This window comes from Pyxidicoccus caerfyrddinensis (genome assembly GCF_010894405.1).
GTDB classification, from domain to species: Bacteria; Myxococcota; Myxococcia; order Myxococcales; family Myxococcaceae; genus Myxococcus; species Myxococcus caerfyrddinensis.
In genome coordinates this window covers 144,442-162,764 of the sequence record NZ_JAAIYA010000014.1, presented here as the reverse complement: position 1 = coordinate 162,764, position 18,323 = coordinate 144,442, and the positions used below count along the sequence as shown (strand labels likewise).

16 protein-coding genes are annotated in these 18,323 nt (G+C 69.5%); 10 read left to right on the top strand and 6 right to left on the bottom strand.

Annotated features, from left to right (window positions below; translation table 11 throughout):
* Positions 1-79 precede the first annotated feature (79 nt).
* Both G4D86_RS31155 and G4D86_RS31150 read right to left on the bottom strand, forming a co-directional pair.
* Entirely contained in the window at positions 80-655 is a 576-nt protein-coding gene (locus G4D86_RS31155) for a hypothetical protein (RefSeq protein ID WP_163997712.1), read from the bottom strand.
* Positions 656-816: 161 nt separating this feature from the next.
* The gene (locus G4D86_RS31150; protein WP_163997711.1) at positions 817-1,608 is read right to left on the bottom strand and encodes a dienelactone hydrolase family protein; all 792 of its coding nucleotides are present in this window, start codon (positions 1,606-1,608) and stop codon (positions 817-819) included.
* 118 nt (positions 1,609-1,726) lie between these two features.
* Here G4D86_RS31150 and G4D86_RS31145 point away from each other — a divergent pair, with 118 nt between their 5' ends.
* Complete coding sequence (locus tag G4D86_RS31145; RefSeq protein ID WP_163997710.1) at positions 1,727-2,170, top strand: SRPBCC domain-containing protein; 444 nt, start codon at positions 1,727-1,729, stop codon at positions 2,168-2,170.
* Between the two features lie 203 nt (positions 2,171-2,373).
* The gene (locus G4D86_RS31140; RefSeq protein ID WP_163997709.1) at positions 2,374-2,670 is read left to right on the top strand and encodes a cupin domain-containing protein; all 297 of its coding nucleotides are present in this window, start codon (positions 2,374-2,376) and stop codon (positions 2,668-2,670) included.
* 10 nt (positions 2,671-2,680) lie between these two features.
* Here G4D86_RS31140 and G4D86_RS31135 read toward each other — a convergent pair whose 3' ends face one another.
* Positions 2,681-3,172 carry a hypothetical protein gene (locus tag G4D86_RS31135; RefSeq protein ID WP_240360561.1) on the bottom strand — a complete coding sequence of 164 codons (492 nt, stop codon included), beginning with the start codon at positions 3,170-3,172 and terminating at the stop codon, positions 2,681-2,683.
* Between the two features lie 240 nt (positions 3,173-3,412).
* Between G4D86_RS31135 and G4D86_RS31130 the strand changes: the two genes are divergently transcribed.
* The gene (locus tag G4D86_RS31130) at positions 3,413-4,141 is read left to right on the top strand and encodes a class I SAM-dependent methyltransferase (RefSeq protein ID WP_163997707.1); all 729 of its coding nucleotides are present in this window, start codon (positions 3,413-3,415) and stop codon (positions 4,139-4,141) included.
* Between the two features lie 10 nt (positions 4,142-4,151).
* Here G4D86_RS31130 and G4D86_RS31125 read toward each other — a convergent pair whose 3' ends face one another.
* On the bottom strand, positions 4,152-4,994 hold the full coding sequence (locus G4D86_RS31125; protein WP_163997706.1) for a DUF3667 domain-containing protein: 843 nt from the start codon (positions 4,992-4,994) through the stop codon (positions 4,152-4,154).
* Between the two features lie 49 nt (positions 4,995-5,043).
* Between G4D86_RS31125 and G4D86_RS31120 the strand changes: the two genes are divergently transcribed.
* The gene (locus G4D86_RS31120) at positions 5,044-5,262 is read left to right on the top strand and encodes a hypothetical protein (protein ID WP_163997705.1); all 219 of its coding nucleotides are present in this window, start codon (positions 5,044-5,046) and stop codon (positions 5,260-5,262) included.
* Between the two features lie 33 nt (positions 5,263-5,295).
* On the opposite strand, the gene ettA is transcribed toward G4D86_RS31120, so the two are convergent.
* Positions 5,296-6,975: an energy-dependent translational throttle protein EttA gene (gene ettA / locus G4D86_RS31115; protein WP_163997704.1), complete on the bottom strand. Its 1,680-nt coding sequence runs from the start codon at positions 6,973-6,975 to the stop codon at positions 5,296-5,298.
* A gap of 426 nt (positions 6,976-7,401) precedes the next feature.
* Between ettA and G4D86_RS31110 the strand changes: the two genes are divergently transcribed.
* From G4D86_RS31110 to G4D86_RS31095, 4 genes are read left to right on the top strand one after another with little or no spacing between them, the layout of a single operon-like run.
* Positions 7,402-9,717, top strand: coding sequence for a hypothetical protein (locus tag G4D86_RS31110; RefSeq protein WP_163997703.1), 2,316 nt, complete (start codon positions 7,402-7,404; stop codon positions 9,715-9,717).
* Between the two features lie 21 nt (positions 9,718-9,738).
* A complete protein-coding gene (locus G4D86_RS31105; RefSeq protein ID WP_163997702.1) occupies positions 9,739-10,755 on the top strand; it encodes a hypothetical protein in 1,017 nt (338 codons plus the stop codon).
* The gene (locus G4D86_RS31100; protein WP_163997701.1) at positions 10,752-11,678 is read left to right on the top strand and encodes a hypothetical protein; all 927 of its coding nucleotides are present in this window, start codon (positions 10,752-10,754) and stop codon (positions 11,676-11,678) included. The genes G4D86_RS31105 and G4D86_RS31100 overlap by 4 nt, the downstream gene beginning before the upstream one ends.
* Positions 11,675-15,247 (top strand): PLL family lectin, encoded by a 3,573-nt coding sequence (locus tag G4D86_RS31095; protein WP_163997700.1) that lies wholly within the window; start codon positions 11,675-11,677, stop codon positions 15,245-15,247. Before G4D86_RS31100 ends, G4D86_RS31095 begins: the two co-directional genes overlap by 4 nt.
* A 69-nt stretch (positions 15,248-15,316) precedes the next feature.
* On the opposite strand, the gene G4D86_RS31090 is transcribed toward G4D86_RS31095, so the two are convergent.
* The gene (locus G4D86_RS31090; protein WP_163997699.1) at positions 15,317-16,423 is read right to left on the bottom strand and encodes an RNA polymerase sigma factor; all 1,107 of its coding nucleotides are present in this window, start codon (positions 16,421-16,423) and stop codon (positions 15,317-15,319) included.
* Positions 16,424-16,649: 226 nt separating this feature from the next.
* Between G4D86_RS31090 and G4D86_RS31085 the strand changes: the two genes are divergently transcribed.
* Together G4D86_RS31085 and G4D86_RS31080 are read left to right on the top strand one after the other, a co-directional pair.
* Positions 16,650-17,009: a YciI family protein gene (locus G4D86_RS31085; protein WP_163997698.1), complete on the top strand. Its 360-nt coding sequence runs from the start codon at positions 16,650-16,652 to the stop codon at positions 17,007-17,009.
* A 10-nt stretch (positions 17,010-17,019) separates the two neighbouring features.
* Complete coding sequence (locus G4D86_RS31080) at positions 17,020-18,285, top strand: RNA polymerase sigma factor (protein ID WP_163997697.1); 1,266 nt, start codon at positions 17,020-17,022, stop codon at positions 18,283-18,285.
* Positions 18,286-18,323: the final 38 nt, after the last annotated feature.

Sequence of the window (18,323 nt, the reverse complement as noted above, 5' to 3'; positions counted from 1 at the left end):
ATGAGGGCTCCGGGTGCGGCAACGCTCGTCCGCCCTGCCCCGCCGCCTGGCTGCCTGCCTCGCGGAGGGGGAGCCGTCGCTACGGGTAGCCCTGGCGCTTCACGAACGTCACCGCGCCCGAGGCACTGATGCGCACGTAGGGCCAGCCAGAGCTCAGCGCGAAGCGGTCGCAGGACTGCAGGCGCGTCTCGGGCGGGTAGAAGATGGAATCGAGGGTGACGAGGAACTGGCCCTGCGAGCCCGGGGCAAAGGCCGAGTAGTCGGCGATGCGGATGACGGTTTCGTTCGGGTTCGCGGTGTAGATGTACGCGCTGGGGTCGAGGGTGTTGACGACGTCATCAGCGAGCGACACCCAGTTTCCAGGCGTGGCTTGAATCCACATCTTCTGCTCCGCGGAAGTCCCGAGCCGGATGGCCGAGACCCTCCAGCACGTGCCTACCCCGGCCACGCTGTCGGCGATGGTGAACGTCTCGTACGGAATCGGAGTGCTGCCGCCCGGCGGGATGAAGGTCGAGTAGATGGGCGTGCCGGACGGGCTGCGCGAATTCAGGTCGACGTAGTAGCGCGCGAAGAACTGGCCGTTCACTTCGCCCGCGAGGGCGGTGGATGCGGTCGCGAAGGCGGCAAGGGCGCAGAGGTTCCAGAAGGCTTTCACGGTGGGCTCCTCGAGAAGGACAGCCCTCCGCAGTGCACTTTGCGGACCGCGCCAACCGCCGCGCGTGACAGCGCGGGTGTCATGCTCATGCCGGCCGGGTGTCACACGGTGCGAGCCCCGGTGTCACGCAGCCGCGCTCGGAAGGACACGGTGCTGCATCCCTACGAAGTTCCAGCGGTGGCATCGACCCGCGCGGTGACCCGCTGGACGAACGCGAGGACGCGCCTCCAGGCATCCGCCGAGGCCTCGGTGAAGTCCCGCTGCTTCACGTCGAAGAAGCTGTGCGGAGCACCGGCGTACGTCACCACCTCGTGGTCGACGCCCGCCTGGGCGAGGGCTGCTTCGAAGGCGGCGACGTCCGCCGCGGGGATGCCCGGGTCGTCGCCCGCCATCAACGCCAGCACCGGTGCGGCGAGGTCCGCCGCGCGCTGGGTCGGCCCCGGCGCGCCGTCCCGTCCCGCAGCGGGCCAGCAGTAGAAGCCGACGACACCGGCCAGGCCGTACCCCTGCGCCCCGGCGAGAATCGCCACGCGCCCACCGAGGCAGAAGCCCACGGTGATGAGCGACTGGCAGGCGCCTCCTTCAGCGGAGCGCAGGTGGCTGACGGCTGCGGACAGGTCGGTCCACAGCCCACGGGGGGTGAGGCGGGCCATGTGCTCCTTGTACGGAAAGTCCTCGTCCCGCTCGCCGGTCCCGGCGGTGCGTCCGTAGTAGTCGAGCACGAGTGCCGTGTGCCCGCTCTCCGCGAACCGCAGCCCGAGCTCCGTGTAGAAACGATGAAGGCCCCGGACGTCCGGGAGGACGACCACGCCCACGCCGGACGCACGCTCCGGGGCGGCGAGGAACGCGGCGAAGCTGTTGCCATCCGCCGCCGTCAGCATGAGCCGCTGGGAGCTCACGGCCACGCGCGGGTTGCTGGGGATGGGAGGTGAGGAATCAGCGTCGAAGCACATGGGGGGCTCCCGAAGTGGGTTGCCTGGCAAGGTAGGCGTGAGCCGCGAGGAGCGATTGGACGAATCGGCCACGTGCCGGGGCTTGGAATCAGAAGGGGCGCTGGGAAACACTGGGGCCATGGTCCGGCTGGAGACAGAGACGCGGCTCGACGCGACGCCCACCGAGGTGTGGCAGGTCCTCAGCGACTTCGCCCGCTACGCCGAATGGAATCCCCTCCTGCTCGAAGCCCGGGGTGAGGCGAAGCAGGGCGGGCGCGTGGCGATGAAGGTCAGCTCACCGGACGGCTCGGGAAAGCGGTACGGCTTCAAGGCCACCCTCGTGCGCTGGGAGCCCGGCCAGGCGCTCGAATGGAGGGGCGGCGTGCCCGGAGTGCTGAGTGGCCTCCACTACTTCCGCCTGACTCCGGACGGCACGGGAACGCGGCTGGTCCACGGCGAGGACTTCTCCGGCTTCATCATCACGCTCATGGGGCGCAAGCGCATCGAAGGCTTCCGGCCCGCCTACGAGGGCCTCAATCGCGCGCTCGCGGAGCGCCTGCGTGCCCGCGCTGCCTCACCGTGAAGGCCGCGCCTGATTCCCGTTCACCTTCGCCATCGGCGAGTCCGCGGGCGGCTCCGCCTTCTGCAACTGTCCAGACGCTGTCTGGAAAATCGAGACGGAGGTTTGCCGGGCAAGGCACAGCCACGCGTGCCCGGCCCCGGTACAGTCCATCAAGAGCGCTCCGAGCCCTTTCCCGGTCATCCGGCACTGGCTATAGCCAGGACATGCCCTTGCTGAATCTCGTCTCGGAATCCGCCGCGCTGCCCCAGGCCTGGCGCTCGCGCGTGCTGGGGAAGGTGGGCGCGGCGAACGTGAAGGTGCTGCGCATGGATGCGCTGCCGCTCGAAGAGGAGTCGCATCCGTACGACGAAGCCCTGCTGGTGCTGGAGGGAGTCATGGAACTGTCGGTGTCCGGTGTCCCCACCACCGTGCGCGCGGGAGAGCTGTACCTCGTGGAGGCGCGGACGCCTCACACCGTGCGCGAGGGCAGCCGGGGGACGCTGGTCATTGTCGACCTGTAGCCGTGAGCCTTCACTGCGCTTTGTCAGCTCGACTCTTCACCCGCGTGTCCATGGCAATCCAGTTCACTTCCCAGGTCTTGCCCCCATCGTCAGAGAACGCCTGCTCGAATCGGCATGACTCCGGCGTGATGTCCGAGATGACGAAGCGAACGAAGATGGCCCGGCCATTCAGTGTTTCCTGGGCGTAGAACTCGCCGCGTCCATTGTTGAAGCCGCCCATCGTGGGCAGGGTCAGCGTGCCGCTGGCGCTGTTGGAGAAGTTGAGGCTCCACTGGCGGAACTCGGGGTTGTAGAGGCGCAGCGACAACCCTTCGATGTGCCCTGCCGGACCGGTGACATCCAGCTCCACCAGGTTGGCGCGCCCGTTCCAGACCTTCCGAACCACTGTCGTGCCCTCGTACTCGACCCAGTCATTGGAACCGGTCAGGGGACGCAGCCGGCGCTTCAGCTGTGTCTTCCAGGTCCCCAGCTCCCAGTCGAAGTCACGTTGCCCGTCTCGCATCACAGGCCGTGCAGGCTGGGGCTTCGCTGCACTTGAACCCTCCTGTGCGCTCGCCTGAAGGGACTGCGAGGCGATGGCCAGGAGGGGCCACAGGAGAGACCTTCGAAAGAGCCTGGACGTATTCATCAGCGCCCATGGTCGATGTGACCTCGCACCGTCGCAATATCCACTTCCGATTGGGAAGACATGGCCACTCACCACGGGGACGAGTAGGACCGGGATTGAGGAGACGCGCTGACGATGACGATCTGGCAGAGCCGAGCCCTGAGAGAGACCCGCGCCTTCGTTGAGCCCCTGCTGGCGGGACGGCGCCGCGTGCTCGACGTGGGCTGTGGGAAGGGAGAGCTTGCCGCCGTGCTCGCGCGCGCCGGCCACGAGGTGACGGCCATCGACGTGAAGCAGCCAGCGGAGCGCGCCGCCGCTCCAGGAGTGACGTGGCATGAGACAGGGCTGCTCGAGTTCGAGGCGGCTCCCTTCGACGCCCTCCTCTTCGTGACGTCGCTGCACCACATCACCCCGCTCGCCGAGGCCGTCGAGCATGCGCGGCGGCTGCTCGTGCCAGGGGGCCTGCTCATCGCCGAGGAGTTCTCCGTCGAGGCGCCGGATGCCGCCACCGCACGCTGGTACTTCGAGACGCAGGAGCTGCTCGCCGCCGCGGGCCGCTACCCGCCGGCACGCATCCACGGCGCGCCGTCCACGGAGCCCGTGTCACGCTGGCGCGAGGAGCACTCGCATGACGGAGAAGCTCTCTCGGAGGGATGGCGGATGAAGGAGGAGCTCGGCCGGCGCTTCGAGCTGCTCGGGGCCCACGAAGGCCCGTACCTCTACCGCTACATCGGCGCGGGCACGGCCGCTCATGCTGAAGCAGAAGCCATCACCGACCACGTCTACAGCGCGGAGCAGCGTGGCATCGAGGCCGGCACGTTGAAACCGGTGGGACTGCGCCTGTGGGCCCGGCGCCCCGCCTGAGGCCCGTGCCCTACCCCGGGTGCCACTGGATGAAGACGCTGGTCATGCCCGTGGCGATGCTGAGGAACACCGTGAGGATGGTGACGAAGCACAGCACCACGGCCTTGCCCCACGTCGGCCCCCAGGAGCCGCCGTACACCCGCCGCAGCGCCACGGCGAGGTAGACGAGGAACACGCTGTTGACCAGCAGGATGCTCGGCAGCCATGAGCCCGCGAGCAGGTGGATTTGCTGGCCCACGGCACCAATGAGGAACCGGAACACCGACGCATGCAGCGCGAAGGTGAGGTGCTCACCGAAGTAGCGACGCGGCCTCCAGTAGAGCAGCGGCAGCGCCCCGGCCAGCAGCAGCACGCCTCCGAGCTGCGCGAGCTTGTTCACCCGCTGGAAGCGCGCCTCCATGTGTTCGCGGTGCACCGCGGGCTCCACGCCCAGCTCGCGCGCGGAGTACTCGACGAAGGTGTTGTAGCGCTGGGCGCGCTCGCCCAGCATCCGGTCCATCCGGAAGAACGTCCCGCTGCCGAAGAGGAAGTAAGCGGCGCCGACGAGGAGGAACAGCTTGCGCGCCGACACGTACGGCCCGAAGCGCCCCGAGTGCGCCTCCACCGTGAGGAAGCCGGGCCGTGTGACGAGCAGCCACAGGGTGCGCCACAGCCTGCCGTCCAGGTGGAGGCGCTCCTGGAGCAACTGCTTCACGTACGGCGTGAAGCGCTGCTCGTCGCGAGTGAAGCGCTTCGCTCCACACTGCGCGCAGTAGGCGCCCGTCAGCACGGCGCCGCAGTCGGCACAGGGCGCCTCGGGAGCGGCCGGGACGGCACCAGGCTCGGGCTGCGGTGACGGCTGGGCAACGGACATGCCCGGGAGTCTACAGGCTGCCCGGCCGCGAGGTACGCTGGGGCCGGCAATGCCCCAGGACCCTCGTGATTACCTCCCCGACGTGCGCGACGGGCTCACCCGGGTGGAGCGCCTCATCCTCCACACGCTGCACCAGCTGCAGGAGCAGCGCGGCGGCCGCAACGTCCCGACGGCGATGCTCTACGGGTACGTCGTCGAGCACGTGAATCTCCGCCCCGACGAGTTCCAGGCCATCCTCGCGCGCCTCGTCGGCCGCGGGAGCCCCTGAGCATCCAGGCCAGGGGCTCCGTACAACCACTGCTCAGTTCTTGGTGATGGGCCGGTACCGGATGCGGTGCGGCTCCAGGGCCTCGGGGCCGAGGCGCTTCTTCTTGTCCGCCTCGTAGTCCTGGAAGTTGCCCTCGAAGAAGAACACCTTGCTGTCCCCCTCGAACGCCAGGATGTGCGTGGCGATGCGGTCCAGGAACCAGCGGTCGTGGCTGATGACCACCGCGCAGCCCGCGAAGCTCAGGAGCGCATCCTCCAGGCTCCGCAGCGTCTCCACGTCCAAATCATTCGTGGGCTCGTCGAGCAGGAGGAGGTTTCCTCCCTCCTTGAGCATCTTCGCCAGGTGCACGCGGTTGCGCTCGCCGCCGGACAAATCCTTCACGCGCTTCTGCTGGTCCTGCCCCTTGAAGGCGAAGCCCGCCAGGTACGCGCGGCTGGGAATCTGCCCGCCCTTGCCCAGGTCCAGGTGGTCCAGTCCGCCGCTGACCTCCTGGAACACCGAGTTGTCACCATTCAGCGCGTCGCGGCTCTGGTCCACGTAGGCCAGCTTCACCGTCTCGCCCATGCGCAGCTCGCCCGCGTCCGGCTTCTCCACGCCCGTCATCATCCGGAACAGTGTCGTCTTGCCCGCGCCGTTGGGCCCAATCACGCCGACGATGCCACCCGGCGGCAGCTTGAAGTTCAGGTCGTCCACGAGCAGCCGGTCGCCGTACGCCTTGCGCAGCCCCTTGGCCTCCACCACCAGCCCGCCCAGCTTCGGCGCAGGGGGGATGATGATTTCGCCCGTGGCCTCGCGCTTGTCCTGCGACTGGTTGAGCAGGTCCTCGTACGCGGCGATACGCGCCTTGCTCTTCGCCTGGCGCGCCTTGGGCGACTGACGCACCCACTCCAGCTCGCGCTTGAGCGTCTTCTGCCGGTGGCTCTCCGACTTCTCCTCCAGCGCCAGCCGGTTCTGCTTCTGCTCCAGCCAGCTGGAGTAGTTACCCTTCCAGGGCACACCCTCGCCGCGGTCCAGCTCCAGAATCCACTCGGCCGCGTTGTCCAGGAAGTACCGGTCGTGGGTGATGCAGACGATGGTGCCCTTGTACTCCTTCAGCGCCACCTCCAGCCACGCGACGCTCTCCGCGTCCAGGTGGTTGGTGGGCTCGTCCAGCAGCAGCAGGTCCGGCTTCTCCAAGAGGATGCGGCACAGCGCCACGCGGCGCTTCTCACCGCCGGACAGCTTCGTCACGTCCGCGTCACCCGGGGGCAGGCGCAGCGCGTCCATGGCCATCTCGAGGGTGCGGTCCAGCTCCCAGCCGTTCACCGAGTCGATGTAGTCCTGGAGCCGGCCCTGCTCCGCCAGGAGCTTCTCCATGGCCGCGTCGTCCATGGGCTCGGCGAACTTCGCGCTGACCTCGTTGAAGCGGTCCAGCGCGGCGCGAATCTCCTTCAGGCCCAGCTCCACGTTCCCCTTCACGTCCAGCGAGGAATCGAGCTGCGGCTCCTGCGCCAGGTAGCCCACCTTGGCGGTCGGGTCCGGCTTGGCAATGCCGAAGAACTCCGTGTCCACGCCCGCCATGATGCGCAGCAGCGTCGACTTGCCGGAGCCGTTCGGGCCGATGACACCAATCTTCGCGCCCGGGAAGAACGACAGGTAGATGCCCTTGAGGATCTCCTTGCTGTTCTTGACCTTGCGCAGGTCCTGCATCGTGAAGATGAAATTCTGGGCCATTGCGGCTTTCCTGCCTCCGGCGGGGTGAGGGGCTCAGCGGATACCAGGGTGGAACAGCGCACTCAAGCAGTGTGCGTCCCGCGCCAACACGCCAGGCGCCGCGGTGCCCCTCCAAGAGTCCTGCGCGCCACACGCCCCGAGCGCCCTCCCGCCCTGCTTCCGCGCGCTCCAGCGGCCTCCACATCCCCTGCCCGGCTGTCGTAGGTGAACTCCCTTACGCGCGAACGGGAATGAAACACGCGGCGTTGCGTGCCGACGCGGCTGCGTGCGCGCCGGACGCGCCAGGTTCGCTCCGCGCGCCCGCCGCGCCACGTCTCCTCATTGAAGCGCGAGTGACGCGCGAGTGATGCGGCCTCGCAATTCGAGGTGGCGCGTCAATTGCTACCCAGGTGCGTCGACGTCCACCGCCACGAACAGGAGCCGTACATGTTCGACATCACTCAAGCGCAGCAGGTCTTCTATGGTGACGACCAATTCGTCGTCATCTTCCGGGACCGCCAGGAGAAGGATACGTATTACCTGGTCCCCGTCCCCCGCCTGCGGTCGCAGAACGGCCAGCCGGTCTTCTCCCTCACCCGCTACAAGACGAACGACGGCGGCGTGTCCGGCGTGTGCACCTTCGAGGTGGAGCTGTATTCCCCCGGCGAGGCTCGTGCCGCGGCGGAGCGCCAGCTGGGCCGTCCCGTGACGTGGGGCCAGTTCACGTGGACGGGCGGCGACACCTTCTTCTCCTTCGACCTGGATGGCGAGTCGCGGCTGGCCACCGTCACGCCCTCTCTCTTCGCCAGCAACGTGGCGGCCTTCCAGGTGGAGCTGGGAACGGAAGGGGACGTGCAGAGCTTCGTCAACGCCTTCAGCGGTGACGGCCGGCTGTCTCCCTTCCGCATCGAGTACGACATGCGGGCGCTCACGCAGCTGCTGGGGGCGAGTGCGCTGGTGAAGTACGACGCCACCGCCGCCATCGAGTTCGAGAAGAAGTACGAGAAGCGCAGGGACACCTGGGGCAACGAGAAGTCCGTCCTCGTCGGCGTGAAGCAGTTGCTGTGGCAGTCCGGCGCCGGCAAGGTGGAGGTGACGGAGGGCGCGGGCGGCTCGAAAGAGCTGGTGCAGCGCGTGACCGACTGGGCGAAGACCACGCTGGAGACGCAGGTCGCGCAGACGGTGGAGAGCGCGCGGCAGATGGCCACCGGCCCCAATCCCGTCTCGGCGACCACGTCCTTCCAGCAGACGTACTCGCAGGACACCGTCGTCGAGTGGAGCACGCCGGTCTCCGCCAACCTGCCAAAGTTCGACGACGACACGTGGAGGAAGGTCTACACGGAGGTGGACAACCGCGAGCTCGTCGTCACCTTCGCACTGGAGGGCGACCTGCTCGGAGCCGAGGGAAAGGTCCTCTTCGAGTCCGTGGAGGTCACCGTCGACTACCCCACCCGGCAGACGAAGAACACCTTCGTCCTCATCCCGGCCGACCCCTCGCGGACGACGCTGACGTACGTCGCGCCGGGCGCGCGCCAGGAGGGCCGGTTCGACCCGCGCTTCCAGTACAAATACAAGGTGAACTACCCGGGTGGCGCGCTCCCGTACACCTCCGGCTGGATGAGCTCGGAGGACACCTTCGTGGGGCTGCGCCCCAACCTCTTCGGCATCCGGCAGGTGGCCTTCGTCGGGGCGAACGTGCCCTTCGCGGCGGGCACCCACCCGGCGAAGGACAGGACGGTGTCCAAGGTCTTCGTGGACTTCTTCTTCCAGCCTCCGCCCGGGCAGACGGCCGCCGTGATGACGCGGGAGATGACCGCCAACGGCACCGACGGGACGGTCAGCTTCGACAGCGTCTACCACCTGCCCCTCACCAACACGTACAGCTACCGGCTGCGCTACCTCATGGCGAACGGGACGGTGGTGACCACGCAGGGCCCGCCCGCCTTCGGCTCGGCGAACGTCGACCTCGTCCAGGTCTTCTCCCCGCTGGACGCGCTCGTCACCTTCAGCCTGCGCGCGCTCAACGCGACGGAGCAGAGCGGGTTCGAGCTCATCGAGGTCAATGCCGCCTACTACGACCCGAAGAACTCCCAGCAGCAGCCCGAGGCGCGCCACGACTGGGCCTGGCAGCCCGAAAAGACGAAGGGACTGAAGACGGGCGAGCCGTGGACCTTCCAGGCCCTGCCCAGTCCGCAGACGGCCTACTTCGAGCTCAGCGGGCAGCTCATCTACGGCGACGGTGACGACTTCACGCTCGACCGCTTCACCCAGCCGACGGAGCGGCGGTCGCTCATCCTGAGCTCGGACGAGTACCCGTACAGCGTGAAGATCGACACGACCCACATCGACTGGGACCTGGTCGCCACCATCTACATCAACTTCGCGCAGCTCCGGAACGTGACTCCGCCTGGCGCGGCGATGAGCGACGTGCCCCCACCGTTCTTCCTGAAGCCCTTCGGGCTGCTGAGTCCGGCGGAGGTGAGGGCCGTCGAGGGGGAGCGAGAGAACGTGCTCCGCTTCGACCTGCTCGACCCGGCGGGTACGGAGCAGCGCTCGCTGCCGCTCTATTACAACATCCGCCAGAAGCGGACCTCGGGGAACACGACCTTCCTCTTCAGCGCCGAGTACGTCCTGAAGGACGGCACCTCGAAGTACGTGGACGAAGAAGAGGTGAAGAACAAGCTTCAGCTCGTCCTGCCCCCCGTCGGCACCAGTGACAAGCCGAAGGTCAACCGCCGCGTCGTCGACCTCAAGCATCGCTGAGCACCACCGGGAGCCCGGGCCATGACACCTGCACACGGACATACCGGCCTGGGGCCGGCGGCCCCCCCATGGCCAGAGCCCGGGCTCCCGGCGGTGCCGTTCCTCCGCCGGGACACGCTCCTGACGCTGGCGGCCCATGCGCCCGCGCAGGCGCCCCTCCTGGCGCGAGGCCTCCTCGAGGACTTCGCGCGGGGCGGACACCAGCCTCGGGGCTCCACCACGGCGGCGGCGTTCGCCAGCCGCCTGACACCGACGGGCGCCCCCATCGAGGTCGCCTTCGTCTGGCCGGAGGGTGACGTGCGGCTCTCCATCGACCCGTGTCCCCTGGGCACGCCGGAGCAGCGGCTGCGCACGTGTGCGGACGCGGTGGAGGCTGCCCTCGCGCCGGAGCAGCGTGCCGTCCTCCAGCGCATCGCGGGCTGGCAGGCCGGGGCGCCCTGCCGCTATGGGGCATGGCTCGGCCTGCGGGTGCGGGGCGGCGCCGTGCGGCGCAAGCTGTACCTGGAGGTACCCGCGGACGCGGAGTGGCGGGAGTGGGAGGCGTCCGTCGTCGGCAGGCCCGCGGTGCTGCCCAACCGGGGCGTGCGCGCCACCATGGTGGGGCTGGACCCGGAGCGGGGCGGCGTGGAGGTCTACTACCGCACCGGCCCGCTCTACGCGGCGGAGCTGGACACGCTGCTGCGCAGGCAGGGACTGCCGGCCCGGGGCTCGGAGGTGGTGCGCGACATCGAAGCGCTCACGCAGCGCACCGTCCGCTTCGAGCTGCCCACGCACGACTCGGGCTTCAGCCAGGCCTTCGACGCCGGGGGACGGCCGCTCGCGTTCACCTGGTACTCCATCGCGGATGCGCTGCTCGGGCCCGACGCCCGGGCCCGTGAGCGGCTGCTGTCCGTGGGCCGTGCGCGCGGCTGGGCGCAGGGGCTCTACGCGGCGCTCTCCGAGGGCACGTGCCACACGCTCGTCGGCGCAGTGCTCGGAGCGGATGGCTCCTCCCGGGTGACAGCCACGCTGGCGCCCGCACCGGAGGAAGCGCCATGACGTACGGCCCGCTCCGGGAGCTGCTCGCGCTCCAGTCCTCCAGCGGCGCCTTCCCCTCCCGCGTGGGCGAAGGCGAGGACGCCGTCGACGATGAGACGTGCTTCGTCACCGCGCAGGTGGCGCTGCTGCTGGGCACGCTGCTGCGCCGCGCGGACACGGCGCCGCTGCGCCTCCGCCTCGAAGCCGCGCACGAGGCGGCGCTCGACTTCGTGGAGGCGTGCGAGGAGCCCATGCGTCCGGGCGCCTTCCGCTTCTACCCGTACACGTTGAACACCCCGCGCCTGCCCATCCACCTGCCGGCGGACGCGGACGACACCGCGCTCGCGTGGCTCGCCCTCCTCGAAGGCGGGCGGCGCTCCAACGCCCAGGCGCACCAGGCGCTCGCCACGGTGGTGGAGCCCGCCAGGCTGCTCTCCGTGCGCGGCGGTGACGGCCCCTGGGTGCGCACCGGCGCCGTGCGCACGTGGCTGTGCGAGCAGGGCCGGGACAACCCCGTGGACCTGTGCGTCAACGCCAACGTGGCCGCGCTCTGTGCCCGCGTGGGCTGGACGCATGGCACCCTCCACGAAGGGGCCACACGGACGGTCGCCGCGGGCGTGCGAATCACCGGAGGGAGCGCGGCCTTCCTGCGCTCCGCCACCCCCTTCTATGCCCACGGCGTGGAGTTGCTCCACGCGGTGGAGCGGGCCGTCGTCCACGGCGCCGCGTCCCTCCACCCCGCGCTCGCGACGCTGCGCGCGGCGTGGGGAGACGCGGACACCCGGCATCCCGCCGCGGACCAGGCCCTGTACTGCAACAGCCATGGACGTCCCATCTGGCGCTCACCGGGCCTGCAGCTCGCCCGGCGCTGCGTCGCCCATCCGCCGTCGCCGGAGCGCGCAGAGGCGCGGGCGCGGCACCTTTCCGAGGAGGCAGTGCCATGATGATTCCCCAGGCCGTTCGCGATGCAGCACCCGCGGGTGCTCAGCCCGCGCTGCGCGCCAGCACGAAGTACATGGAGACCTTCCAGCTCGTGCGGCCCTTCTCCTCGGGCACGGAGCTGCAGACGTTCCTCAACGCGGAGGGAGCGCTGGACCTCTACTCCGTGGGCACCGGGGACGCCGTCTACCGCCTGCGCCGGGGTGACGCCGCGAAGGCGCCCTACTCGGAGACGGCGCTCGGCATCACCGCCCGCCAGCTGTCCCTCTTCGTGCCCGACGGCGGCTCGCCGGACACCCCGCACATCCTCGGCGTCGACAGCGAAGGCCGCCTCACCCTCAGCAGGTACGAGCAGGCCACGGACGCGTACTTCCAGGCCGTCAACCAGCCGAAGGACGCGCACGAGCGGGTGCGCCGCTTCCTCGCCGTGCGCGGCGTCACCGGCACCGTCTACGCCAACGTCATCCTGGAGGACGGCCGGCTGGGGACCAACTTCCTCGAGCCGGGGTGGACCAGGTGGGGTGGCCCCGTCTGGGCTCCCGTGAAGGGGCCGGACGGCAAGGACGCGCGGGTGAAGGACATCACCCAGGTGGCGAACAACCCCGTCCAGTCCGCGCTCTTCGCCATCGGCGAGAACGACCGCGTGCTCTTCGCCGAGGACAGCTTCCGCACGAGCCAGCTCCACGAGCTCGGTCCCCTCCTGGTGAGCACGCTCTCCGTGGTGACGGACGCGGAGGACCTCCTCAATGTCTTCGCGGTGGAGCGCGACACCGGCCGGCTCTGGCTGAAGAAGCAGCGGAAGTACTCCACCGGCGGCATCCAGTTCGACGACTGGGTGCGCGTGGACGCCAGTCAGGACACGAAGCTGTCGCGCATCTTCGCCACGCCGCGCTTCGACTCCCTCCTGGAGGTGTTCGGCGTGAGCGAGGACGGCCGGCTCCACCACACCGCGCAGCGCACGGACTCGCGCGGCAGGCTCGCCGGCTGGGCGCCGCTGTTCTCGCTGGGCAACTCGGTGGGCAACGCCCTCTTCTCCGTGGGCCAGAGCGCTTCGGGCTACTCGGAGGCGTACACCGTCACGCGGGGTGGAGACCTGCTGCGCTTCTGGCAGGCGCCCGGCACGAGCCAGTGGTTCGAGGAGCCCGTGGAGGTTCCCCACGTCAGCGAGACGATGGCGAAGGTGCCCACCCACGCGCTCGAGCTCACGGTGCTGAGCCGCAAGGGCGTGCCCATGGCCAACGCGCCGGTGACGCTCCACACGTCCTTCCTCACCACGCTCTGGGTGGACGGCCTGGCGTACCGGTGCAGCCAGGTGGAGAAGGTCCAGGTGCGCGCGGGCACTGACGGGCGCATCGTCATCCACCAGCGCGCCAACGCGCTCGCGGCCGCGACCCTGTTCGTGGAGACGCCCACCACGCTCGCCGGCAGCCCGCTGCGGGTGGAGCCCAACGGGCAGCTCCAGCAGAAACTGGCCGGCCTGAAGGCGGACGACGTGCTCAAGGCGAAGGACCGCTCCGGCAAGTACCTCCTCCCGCCGGAGTACCGCAAGCCCGAGTACGCGCGGAGCCTGGCGGAGCTGTCCCAGGCCTCCATGAAAATTGCCCAGACGGATGGGGGCGCGCGGGCCGTCTCCTACGCGTTCGTCGCGCGCCACGCGGCGGCGGCGGGCTTCCGGCCGCAGCTGGACCTGCGCGCGCTGGGCGAGCAGGCGTGGGAGGTGGACTTCACCTCCGGGTTCCCCATGTACCGGACCACCAGCGTCGCGGAGGCCCGGAGCTGGGCCGCGGCGAAGGCGACGGGCCCCGAGGCCCTGGGCGGCCTCTTCAGCGTGGACTGGGGCAGCATGTGGAAGGCCTTCAAGAACGGCGTGAGCTGGGTCGTCGACAACATCAAGAGAATCGTCGTCACCGTCATCGACGGCATCGGCAAGGTGCTGTTCGAGATTGGCAACCGCATCTTCGAGGCGGTCATCGAGTTCGCCCAGCAGGCCTTCGACTTCGTGGAGGGCGTCTGGAACTGGCTCAAGGTCAAGCTGGAGCAGCTCTACGAGTGGCTGGCCTTCCTCTTCGACTTCGACGACATCCGGCGGACGGCGAAGGTGGTGAGGCACACCATCGACACTGTGCTGGGCGTCACCGTGGCGGGCATCCAGCACGTCCGGGGGGCCGTGGCGGAGGGCTTCGACACGCTGAAGAATGACCTCAAGCAGGTCGTGGACCGCACCGTGTCCATCCTCCAGGCCGATGGGAATCCCAGCACCGGGAGCTACTTCTCCCGGAACCGGCCCTCGGAGGATGAGGAGCACGCGACGGACCACAACCTGTTGCTCAACGCCTTCCAGCAGAGCTCGGACGACCCCGCGTCCAGGAGCGCCATGGGCCTCGCGCTGCGCTCGCCCGCGGTGTCCTCCAGCCTGGAGGCGCTGATGGAGGAGTTCCACAAGCTGTCGCAGAACTTCGAGTTCGGGGACGGCAAGCAGGCGTGGAACGAGGGCGTGGGCTACTTCACCAACATCGGCAACGAGCCGGACCGCGCGCTGGAGCTGCTGCTCAGCGGCGTCATCAAGGTGATGGAGAGCATCGCCCTCTTCGCGCTCGACGCGGCCCGAGGCGTCGTCCTCTCCCTCTTCGACCTGCTCGCGGACGTGGTGCAGGCCTTCCGCGAGGCCATCACCGAGAAGTGGGAGATTCCCGTCGTCTCGCAGCTCTACAAGTTGTTCACCGGCGACACGCTGAGCTTCCAGCCCGTGGACCTCGTTGCGTACCTCGTCGCGATTCCCACCACCCTCCTCTACAAGGTGCTGCTGGACAAGACGCCCATCCCGGACAACGCCACGCTGGACCTCTTCCGGAAGTCGTTCTCCGTGGAGTGGCTGAAGGGCAAGCTGGGACTCCCGTCGTCCGGAGAAGCCCCGCTCGCGGCCGCCGACCCCGGCTGGGAGAAGCTGCTGCGGGACTTCTGCCTCGCCACCTACGCGGCCACCATGTTCGTGCGCATTGCTCCGGATGGCCTCCTCATCACGCTCCATGCCGCTGGGAAGGGTGACCCCACCAAGGGCCTCGTCTCCGTCCTCCTTCGCTACGTGACGACCCTGTGCAGCATGCCCTGGGCGCTCAACCCCGCCACGCCTGCTCCCGAGTTCTGCCCGGGCCAGGCCGGCTTCCCCGGCTTCATCTGGCTGCTCCAGCTCGGGCTGGGTCCCACGCGCGGGCTGCTCCTCCTGCTGATGCGCGCCGGCAAGCTGAAAATCTACACGGGCGAGGTCAGCATCTCGCTCTGGGGCGCCGCCAACATCATCATGACCTCCTGGCACTACGCCGCCCTGCCCGCCGACAAGCGCGACCCGCTGGCCTTCGCCCGCACCCTGACGAACATCATCCCCGGCCAGGCCCTGCGCTTCCTCGCCACGCCGGACATGAACAAGGCCTTGAAGTTCATTCCGGCTGGCGGCCTCGCGGTGGTCATGATTCTGGGCTACCTGGGCTCCTCCGGGACGGCCATTGCGACCCTCCGGTCCGGTGCCGCGAGCGCCGGGCCGGATGTACTCCCGGCCCTGGCTGCCTCCGGAGCCTGACGCCGGGACACACGAGGCCCCCGGCATGCACGCCGGGGGCACTCCAGACTCCAGATATCGCCGGAGGGGTCAGGCGCCGCGCAGCAGGATGCGGAGCATGAGGCCCAGGGACGCGAGGGAGCAGCCCGTCACCAGGGCCATCAGCACCAGGGCCGCCACGCGCTCCCGGTGCTGGCGGCTCGCGGCGGAGGGGTCCTCGGCGCGCTCCAGCACGAGCCGGCGGGCGGTGACACGCGGCAGGTAGACGAGCACCAGCCAGTCCCAGGTGAAGATGAAGCCCGCCCAGAGCCCGATGAACCACGAGAGCGGGAAATCGAAGACGGTGGCCACGCCCATGCCCACCACCGCGATGCTGGTGGCGGCGCCGGCCATGAGCCCATAGCGGCCAACTCCCCGCCGCTCCTCCTCGTCGCGCGCGCGGGCCCGCAGCTTCCGGACGGAGAATGAGATTCCGCCCAGCGTCCCGGCGAGCATGGCGAGCGGTGCGACGAAGGAGAGCCACGTCGCGCCACCGCTGGTCGCCACCTTGAAGGACGTGGCGACGGCGGCGCCCGAGCCGAGCGTCGACGGCAGCAGGGCCATGACGTTCGCCGACAGCTTCGGGCCAGGCGCCGTGCTCACGGCGAAATCGCCCAGCCGTGCCTCGACGCCCTCGCGCAGCCGAGCCCGGGCGCGAGAGAGCCGCTTGCGCGCGGCCGGCTCGGAGAGGTCCAACAGTGACGCCACCTGCCGCAGCGACCTGCCTTCTCGGTAGTAGACGAAGAGCACCTCGCGGTCCTCCACCTCGAGCGCCATCAGCGCGTCGTCCAGGACGGAGTCACGCTCCGCCGCGAGCAACTGCTCGGCCGCGGTGGCCCGCTCATCGGCCTGGCTCGCGAGGCGCTCGTCCTCCGTGGGCACGTGCCTGTCGCGCAGCATCCGGAAGGACAGATGGCGCGTCATGTTGCGCAGCCACGGGAGGAAGGTGCGGGGGTTGCGCAGCCGGGCGAGGTCCTTCCACGCGGCGACGAACACCTCCTGGGCCACGTCCTCGCTGCGCCCCACGTCGTGGACGATGGACAGCGCGATGGCGCTCACCAGCCCGGCACAGCGCCGCACCAGCCGCTCGTAGGCGGAGCGGTCCCCCGCGGCGGCGAGGCGGACATCGGTTTCACTGAGGGTCGGTGGCGTGAGCATGGCTCTCCTGGCGTGGAACGGGGACACCCTCAAGTGCCACCCGGGCCGGAGATGTGACCTGCGAGTCTATCGGACTCGCGCCGCCGTCCAACCCCGCGGAACCATGGGGGACGGAGGGGCCTGGAGCCCCGGGAAAATCCCGTCGAAAATGCCGGTCGATTTTCGCGGACCTCGTTCGACCCTTCGTCGGGGAGGCTCCACTCCCCCCGAACTTCAGAGGAACACCATGCGCTACGTGCTGGCCATCTACGAGAACGAGAAGGTGTGGGAGACCCTGCCGAAGGACGAGGCCGAGCGGGTGATGGGCGAGTACATGTCCTTCACGGAGAGCATCCGCAAGAGCGGCAACTACACGGCGGGCGAGGCGCTGCAGCCCGTGGCCACCGCCACCACGGTGCGCATCCGCGACGGCAAGCGCCTGACGACGGACGGCCCCTTCGCCGAGACGAAGGAGCAATTGGGCGGCTTCTACCTCATCGAGGCGGAGAACATCGACCAGGCCATCGCCATCGCCTCGCGCATTCCGAGCGCGCGCACCGGCAGCATCGAGGTGCGCCCCGTGGTGGACTTCACGAAGCAGGGCTGAACGCGCGCGAGTGAGCACCCCGGGCTCCACCCTGGAGCAGACCTACCGCGAGGACTATGGCCGCATCGTGGCCACGGTCATCCGTGTGCTCGGCGGAGACTTCGCCGCGGCCGAAGAGGTGGTGCAGGAAGCCTTCGCGGATGCGCTCACGCAGTGGCCACGACAGGGAATCCCTCACGAGCCGCGGGCCTGGGTCATCCGCGCCGCGCGCAACAAGGCGGTGGACCGCGTGCGGCGCGGGGTGCGCCTGGGGACTCGCGTGGATGAGTTGGAGGCGGTGGCGCGCATCGAGCAGGAGCTCGCGCCGCCGCCGGATGGCACGGAGTGGCAGGCGCTTCCGGACGACACGCTGCGCCTGCTCTTCACGTGCTGCCATCCGGCGCTCTCTCCCGAGGCCCAGGTGGCGCTCGCGCTGCGTACGTTGTGCGGCCTCACGACGGAGGAGATTGCGCACGCCTTCCTCGTACCACCGGCGACGATGGCGCAGCGGCTGGTGCGCGCGCAGCGCAAGATTCGCGACGCGGGCATTCCCTACTCCGTGCCGGAAGCGGAGGCACTGGGCGAGCGCACGCACGGGGTGCTGCACACCGTGTATCTCGTGTTCTCCGAGGGCTATGCGGCCACGGACGGGCCGGAGCTGTTACGGGTGGAACTGTGCGCGGAGGCACTGCGACTGGGCTGGCTCGCGCGCTCGCTGTTGCCGCGCGATGCGGAAGTCGCGTCCCTGCTCGCGCTGATGCTGCTGCACCATGCGCGTCGCCGTGCGCGCGTGGCGGCGGATGGGGGACTGGTCCTGCTCGACAGGCAGGACCGCGCGCTGTGGGACCGCGAGGAGCTTCGGGAGGGGCTGGCGCAGCTCGACGCGGCGTTAGCGCTGGGGGCCCGGGGGCCGTACACGCTCCAGGCGGCCATCGCCGCGCTGCACGCGCAGGCGGCGCGGGCCGAGGACACGGACTGGGCGCAGATTGCCGCGCTCTACGAGAAGCTGTGTGAGCTGTCGCCCGGCCCCGTCGTGGAATTGAACCGCGCGGCGGCGGTGGCCATGGCGCGCGGGCCCGAGCACGGCCTCGCGCTGGTGGACGACCTGGAGACGTCCGGAAGGCTCACGGACTATCACCTGCTCCCGGCCGCGCGCGCCGAGCTGCTGCGACGACTGGGACGCAATGAGGAAGCAGCTGCCAGCTACCGGCGCGCCCTGGCGCTGGTGCGCACCGCGCCGGAGCGGCGCTTCCTGGAGGAGCGGCTGCGCGAACTGCTCGACGTGACAGGGGACTGAAGCGCTCCGTCCGGGGCCGCTGTCACTCTCGCAGCAAC